The 6,872-nt window shown below is 51.8% G+C and carries 4 protein-coding genes; 3 read left to right on the top strand and 1 reads right to left on the bottom strand.

Annotated elements, in window-relative coordinates; translation table 11 throughout:
- Positions 1 to 541 precede the first annotated feature (541 nt).
- The gene (locus tag MXE41_RS12710; protein WP_247100824.1) at positions 542 to 1,804 is read right to left on the bottom strand and encodes a LacI family DNA-binding transcriptional regulator; all 1,263 of its coding nucleotides are present in this window, start codon (positions 1,802 to 1,804) and stop codon (positions 542 to 544) included.
- A gap of 656 nt (positions 1,805 to 2,460) precedes the next feature.
- Between MXE41_RS12710 and MXE41_RS12705 the strand changes: the two genes are divergently transcribed.
- The 3 genes from MXE41_RS12705 (at position 2,461) to MXE41_RS13150 (ending at position 6,253) form a co-directional block, all read left to right on the top strand.
- A complete protein-coding gene (locus MXE41_RS12705; RefSeq protein ID WP_247100822.1) occupies positions 2,461 to 3,900 on the top strand; it encodes a glycoside-pentoside-hexuronide (GPH):cation symporter in 1,440 nt (479 codons plus the stop codon).
- 299 nt (positions 3,901 to 4,199) lie between these two features.
- A complete protein-coding gene (locus MXE41_RS12700; RefSeq protein ID WP_247100820.1) occupies positions 4,200 to 5,624 on the top strand; it encodes a NosD domain-containing protein in 1,425 nt (474 codons plus the stop codon).
- A gap of 506 nt (positions 5,625 to 6,130) precedes the next feature.
- Positions 6,131 to 6,253, top strand: coding sequence for a hypothetical protein (locus tag MXE41_RS13150; protein WP_281503614.1), 123 nt, complete (start codon positions 6,131 to 6,133; stop codon positions 6,251 to 6,253).
- The last annotated feature ends 619 nt before the right edge of the window (positions 6,254 to 6,872 follow it).

The raw sequence follows: 6,872 nt of genomic DNA, 5'->3' as shown, positions 1-6,872 counted from the left end.
AATGCAGTAACGCCGATGGTAGTGCAACGTACGATTGTGTGAGAGTAGGTCATCGCCAGGCTTAAATTTTCCTGACAAAGCCCGCTGAGTAGAAACTCAGCGGGCTTTGTCGCATCTGCACATCCCAAAAATCCCACCTCATCCGGGCCGGTCTGGCCCAGCGGTCCAGCCCGACCCGGGCAGCAGCTGCTCTGCAGCCATCCAGAGCCCAGCCTGACACTTTCTGTTACTGAATATAAAGCATACCCGGCATCTCAGCTCAAGAATCCAAACATTGCGCCTGCGCCTACGCTTCACCTCATCGTACAGCATCCCATCCCATCCCATCCTATCTGTTCTTCCCACACTGCGCTCTATGGAGCTTCCAGTACCGCCTGCAGCAGGGCCAGCACCGCCTGCCGGACTGCCGGCCAGGTGGTCACCCAGCGAGCCTCAATACATCTGACATAGCGCTGCTGGCCGCTACGGCACTCAGCTCAGCTCCAGCCAAACCTGAGCAGGCAGTGCTCTTATCTCCGCACCCGGTTTCTGTTGCCGTGCCTTATAAGCTTTTGATGGTAGAGCTGCGGACAAAGAGCTGGGGCTTGATCTCCAGACAGTCCACCTGGTCTTCAATGTTGTCATTTGCATTCATGTTATTGCGAGCCGATACTGACCTCTTCTGATCCGCAAGCAGGCTGTAGGCCTTGCGGGCAATGGCTCTGACCGGTTGCCCTATGGAGCTCAGGTCCATCAGCTGAGTCAGGTAAGTGTTATCAAAGCTGATTATGCCTGCATCATCAGGTATCTTCAGACCTGACTTGAGGCAGGCCTTCTCGAGCGCCACGGCGCAGACATCATTGTAAACCCACAGAGCTACAGGTTCATCGTCGTTGCGGGTCTCAATCAGCCGATCCACTATCATCTGCAGATAGTGCCCCAGCCCCTGGGCGCTGCCGTCGTCTTCGTCAGCTGTACCCTGCCGATAGCCTGAGCCTGAAGCTGCAGGAGCATCACCTGCATCTGAGCTCACGCCATTGCTGCCTCCTGAGCGCACAGCTGCATCATAAGCGCCTGCAGCTGCAACTGCGCCATGCTGGTGCCAGCATTCATCATAACTGTCACCTCCGCTGCTTTTATTGAGCAGTATATGCTGTGAGATGGACTCGGCTATGCCTTTGGGCAGCCAGAACACAGTACGGTTGTCGAGGCTGCAGCAGCTGTTCAGATCAAAGAGTGCATCTTTGAAAACAGTGTACTTCTCCTCATCAACATTACGCTGGCCGATAAAGCCAGCCCGCTTCCACCCCTGCTCTCTTAAATGCATGGCCGCCTGACGCATGCCATCACGGTAATCTACCAGTATGGAGTTAAAGAAGCGGGAGCGCTGCGTAATCACCACGGTGAAAATGCCACTGCGCCTGAGCTCATCGACCAGCTCACCTTCATTCTCTGTAGGTACCCAGAACAGACCTTCGATGCCCAGGGCGATAAAGGAGCGCACTGCAGAACTTTCTTTTTCCGGATTGTTCAGGTGGGTTTTGACAATGATATCCATGCCATAGAAGCGGGCTTCCTGCTCCAGAATCATGATGGCCTCGCTGAAGTGGGGATTGGTCAGGTTGGGCACTATGCATCCGAGCAGACCGGAACGTTTGCCCTCAAGACTGATGCTGCTCTTGCTGGGCAGATAGCTCAGCTCATTCATGGCAGCGTGCACAATGCGCCTTGTCTCCCATGAAACGTTGGGATGGTTGTTGATAACACGTGAAACGGTTGCAGTGGATACTCCGGCCTTGAGAGCCACATCCTTTAGTGAAGCCATAAATCCTCCCTGGTCAGTTGCGTCAAAATCTCCCACCGACGGCCGCAGCAGCTGCAGACAGCGCTTTATTTGCCTGGCCAGTGCTCTTCCAGTCGGGCCTCCGAGAGTCATAGAGCCTGATGCTGTTGCTTCAGGCCAGAGAACAGGTGTAAGAGCACAATGCTCAGTGTGCAAGCGGCCAGCAAGACAAAGTATCTGCAGTCAGCATCAGCAGTTAGCATCTGCAGTCAGCATCTGCAGTCAGTATCTGCAGTCAGCATCTGCATGTTTCAGGACTGAGCTTACCGCCTCAAAGCTGCAGGCTGGCTGCCTGTAAACGGCTTGTGCACAAGTCGTCTGTATTGTGCTGCGCTGTTGCAGGGTCCGCTTTGGGACGTGTGTGCAGTTTGCAGACCGGATGCCGGGCCGGGCGGATGGTGTGGCCTGCAGGCATGGAGCGGGACTGCCGTTAAAGCTTATTTCGTGCACTGACTGAAAAGTGTGAAGTCGATCGGATTTTTATGTAACGAAAATACATGTGATGCATATAACACATTGTATATAAGCGGTTTCTTATAATGCAGCCAATGCAACAAAACGTGAATCAAGTACTTAAAATAGCAGCCCATTTATATCAGTAGGAATGCTCTGCTGTGCTTATTCTGAAGGATGAGAATATGTCTGATGTTTCTTTAAGTTCTCCACAGAACAATCGAGCATTTGAGCAGCTCAGGCTCAATGAAAGAGTGGGATACGGCATGGGCGATGCCGGATCCTGTATTGTCTGGAGCATGCTGGCCCTGTACCTCACCTGGTTCTATACCGATGTCTTCGGTCTTGAGCCTGAGGCAGTGGCAACCCTCTTCCTGGTAATCCGCATTTTTGACGTTTTCACTGATCCTGTGATGGGCTCCATCTGTGATCATACTGAAAGCCGATTTGGAAAGTTCCGTCCATACCTGCTTTATCTTGCTGCTCCTTTCGGTATCGGTGCTGTGGTCATGTTCACCACTCCTGATCTCGGACCTGACGGCAAGCTGATATATGCCTATCTGACATACTTTGTCATGTCCCTGATTTACACTGGCATCAACATTCCATACTGCTCCATTCTGGGCAACATTACCCTAAATGAGCGCGAGCGCATGAGCTGCCTGTCATGGCGCTTCTTCCTCAATGGCTTTGCCACCCTGATCGTAACCTCCTCAATCCTGCCTTTATCTGATTACCTGGGTTCTGGCGACCGTGCTCAGGGCTTCCAGTACTCAATGATGATTCTGGGTGCTGTAGCTACCGTGATGTTCTTCTACTGCTTTGGCTCAGTAAAGGAGCGTGTCAAGGCTCCAAAGAGCAACTCCAGCATCCTGGGCGACATCAAGCACATCATTCGCAATGACCAGTGGCTGCTTATGATTTCGCTGACTTTCGTCAACGTCTTCCCTGCTTTTATCCGTGGCGCAGTCACTATCTACTATGCCACTTACGTAATGCATGCCAGTACCGGTTTCATCACCTTCTTCATGACTCTTGGCGTGCTGTGCAACATGATCGGCAGTGTCATTGCCAAGCCGCTGACCGACCGTTTTGACAAGGTTAAGCTCTTCCGTGCCATCAACATCATTCTCGGCGTGCTTTCCCTGTGGCTCTACTTCATTGATCCTTCCAATTTGTACGTACTGCTGCCTGTCTTCATCGTCGTCAACGTACTGCACCTCGTTCAGTCCGGCCCAATCCTATGGGGCATGATGTCCGACGTCGATGACTACGGCGAGTACAAGCTGGGCAAGCGTCTTACCGGTATCTCCTTTGCCGGCAACCTCTTCATGCTCAAGATGGGCCTTGCCATTGCCGGCTCCATCGTTGCCTGGATACTTGCCTATACCGGTTACGTAGCCAATGAGCCTCAGCAGAATGAGGCTACCCTGAGCGGCATCATCATCATGTTCTCTCTGATGCCAATGGCCTGCTACTTCCTGAGCGCTGTCATGATTTCTTTCTTCAAGCTGGACGCTCCATTCCTTGCCAGGATTAAGGATGAGCTGGCAAAGAGAGCAGCTCAGGCTCACGAAGACAAGAGGTCTGAGCAAGTACAGACCACTCAGGCTCAGGACCAGTAAGGCCATAAAAAGGGCTGTTCCTGGCAGCAGACGCCTTAAGGTACAGCCCTGTAAAGAAACACATAAAACTAATTTCAGACTCCACCAGTCCTGAGTGAGCCTGCTACAAATGCAGACCCCCCTGGCCGCAGTCTCTGATACTGCAGCTGGATAGAAACGTCATAAGGCAACCTGTAAGAGTTGAGCAGCCATCTTCTGTCATGTTCTTAAGACAGAGGTGCTGCATCAAGGTGCCGATGGCCGGGGCATCAGCGCAGATGCTGCTGGTGGAGCAGCAACAGATTTTCCAGGAGATTCCCATGTCACCAGTATGTGCCGGCAGCGCTGACTCTATGAACAGCAATGTCTACGATGTAACCAGATGGCAGGAAGGTAATGCCCATGAGGATATCGGTGCCGTCATCAACAGCATCATTGCTCACATAAAGCAGCGTCAGAACTGTGCTGAGCATGGTCTTGACCGCAGTGAAGGCAAGCCAGGTGCCGTCATCTACATTCCACCAGGTGACTACCACCTCAAGACACAGATTCTGGTAGATATCAGCTATCTGCGCATTGAGGGCAGCGGCCACGGATTCATCTCTTCCTCCATCAGATTCAATACTGAGAAGTCAGCACTGGAGCAGTATCAGGACATCTGGCCAGGCGGAAGCCGTATTCTGGTTGATCTCAATGTAACCCCTGAGCAGTACCGTACCCAGGGACCGGAAGCCGGAGCAGCAATCCTGGTTAAGCGCGCAGGCATGCCACGTATCAGCTCTGTTGAATTCTCTGGCTTCTGCATTGACGGCCTGCACTTTACTGAAATGGACGGCAAGATCGATGAGAACAGCTATCTTAATGGCAAGACCGGTATTTACATAGGCTGCGCCAATGACTCTTTCTGCTTCAGAGACATGGGCTTTATCTACCTTGAGCACGGTCTGACCATTTGCAAGGCTGATGCTCTGAGCGTGGACAACAACTTCATCGCCGAGTGCGGCAGCTGTGTTGAGCTGCGTAAGTGCGGTCAGGCCTCCAGAATTGCCAATAACCTCATGGGTGCCGGCTACAACGGCCATACCATCTACGCCGAGAACCACGGCGGTCTGCTGGTTACCGGCAACAACGTTTTCCCACGCGGACGCAGCAGCGTTCACTTCAAAAACGTATCACGCTCAACCATTACCTCAAACCGTTTGCACTCCTTCTACTCAGGCATGGTCATCCTCTCGGGCAAGTGCTGCGAGAACCTCATCGGTTCCAACCATCTGCTGCGTGATCCCGAGCCATGGGAGCCAATGAAGGGCTACAACAACAATATTGAAGACGACTATGGTCTGATTCACATTGAGGGAAACAACAACACTGTTACCGGAAATCACATATCCAGCTCCATTGGTCCGGACAAGCTCATCTTCTGCGAGTGCAGCTGCAGAGAGGATCAGGCTCCAGTAATGATTCGCATTGCTGAGGGTCACGGCAACTATGTAGCTTCCAACCATATCGTAGCCACCGATCCTGATGCCGGCAAAAAGCATGACGATACTGCCCGTGAGGCCAGTGAGTGCTTTGCTACTCAGGTAGAGGCCATGACCAGCATCACCAATCTCAAGGATCTCGAAAAGTGCGTAGACGTGCTGATAGACGAGACCGCTGGAATGAACAGCGTTATTTACAGCTCCCGCAAGAGCAAGACCATTGATAACGGCCGCGACAACATGCTGGTCACCATGCCAGGCTGATGTCTTTGAGATTTTCTGATTTCAGATTTCTTAAACTGTTCACACAGACACAAGGAAGAAGAGGTGGCACCGGCGCAGGTATCAGGCAGATGCCACCAGATAATCCAGATAATCAAGGTAATACGATTACTGTAGACTCCGGTCGGCCGACATGGCTGGCCGGTCATTACCATGTTAAGCCCCTGTCAGGGACAGTCGCATATCACACACCATTGGCGGCTTCCCACAGGGGCTTTTTGTTTTAGCAGTTGCGGATTACAGACCCAGATTGGTGATTCACCAGCAGACGATTGCTGCAGCAGCTGCTGCCAGGACTTGCCATAGCTTGAGCTGTTGAGGGGACACGAGGCAGGCAGGATGATGATGAGTGCTGATGACTGGAGGCACACCCAGAGCTGCTCGCGGAATTGTCAGGCTTATGGTTCTGCACAGCTGCAGCTGCAGGGGAGGCATCTGCTGGTGGAAAAGGTCTGGCCACAGGCAGCTGCAGTTCTGCTCGAGAGCAGGTGCCTTTTGCTACGCGACTTGCTCAGGCTCGTGTCTCTGGAGCCATGAAAGAGCTCGACTCTGTGGTAGACGTGCTGATAGACGAGACCGCCTCTGGCAATACCGTTATCTGCAGCTCCTGAAAGTCCAGGACTCAGGCCTTGGTCGCAACAACGTACTTGTGACCATACCTGCTCCTCAGATGCAGAAAGAATGAGAACAGCTATGCAGCATATATGGCTGCCGGGTCTTTGCAGATACTGAAAAAGACGCTTTTGATCTGGCCTATATCAGGCGATCAGGCGGCAGCTGACGCAAGTCAGCTGCCGCCTGATGCATTTTGATGGCAGTTGTGATGGCATTTATGATGGCGGCTCTGGCCTTGGGAAAGGGCGGTCCTGCTCTTTTATGTGGTTTTTTCCTTTATCTGGTACTGGGATGGGGTGGTAATGCCAGGTCGGGAGTAAATTTCGGGAGTATAGTCCGTGGCTGTTTTGCTGATAAACAGACATAATTGACAGAAATGTATGTAAAGTTGTGATTAGGGGAATGTGTGAGGCAAAAATATTTTGCCTGACAAACGGCATATATATCGTGTTTATTTGATGGTGTTAGAAAAAAGTTAAAATTTTTTAGAAAAAAGTGTTGACCCGGTGGTGAAAATCATTAAAATACGTTTCCGCTGTGACGCACTGAGCGAATCAGCTGCAAAAGCCCAGCGCTTTGAAGTTCTTTAAAAATCAGATAAGTACAGACAATCTG

Origin of the sequence: Anaerobiospirillum sp. NML120449 (assembly GCF_023051105.1) — a bacterium.
Taxonomy (GTDB): Bacteria; Pseudomonadota; Gammaproteobacteria; order Enterobacterales; family Succinivibrionaceae; genus Anaerobiospirillum.
This window is presented reverse-complemented; position numbering and strand designations above follow the sequence as displayed.

What these genes read in the sequence shown, in the direction of transcription:
- MXE41_RS12710 (WP_247100824.1), bottom strand. Translation starts at nt 1,804, where the DNA reads ATGGCTTCACTAAAGGATGTGGCTCTCAAGGCCGGAGTATCCACTGCA.
- MXE41_RS12705 (WP_247100822.1), top strand. Translation starts at nt 2,461, where the DNA reads ATGTCTGATGTTTCTTTAAGTTCTCCACAGAACAATCGAGCATTTGAG.
- MXE41_RS12700 (WP_247100820.1), top strand. Translation starts at nt 4,200, where the DNA reads ATGTCACCAGTATGTGCCGGCAGCGCTGACTCTATGAACAGCAATGTC.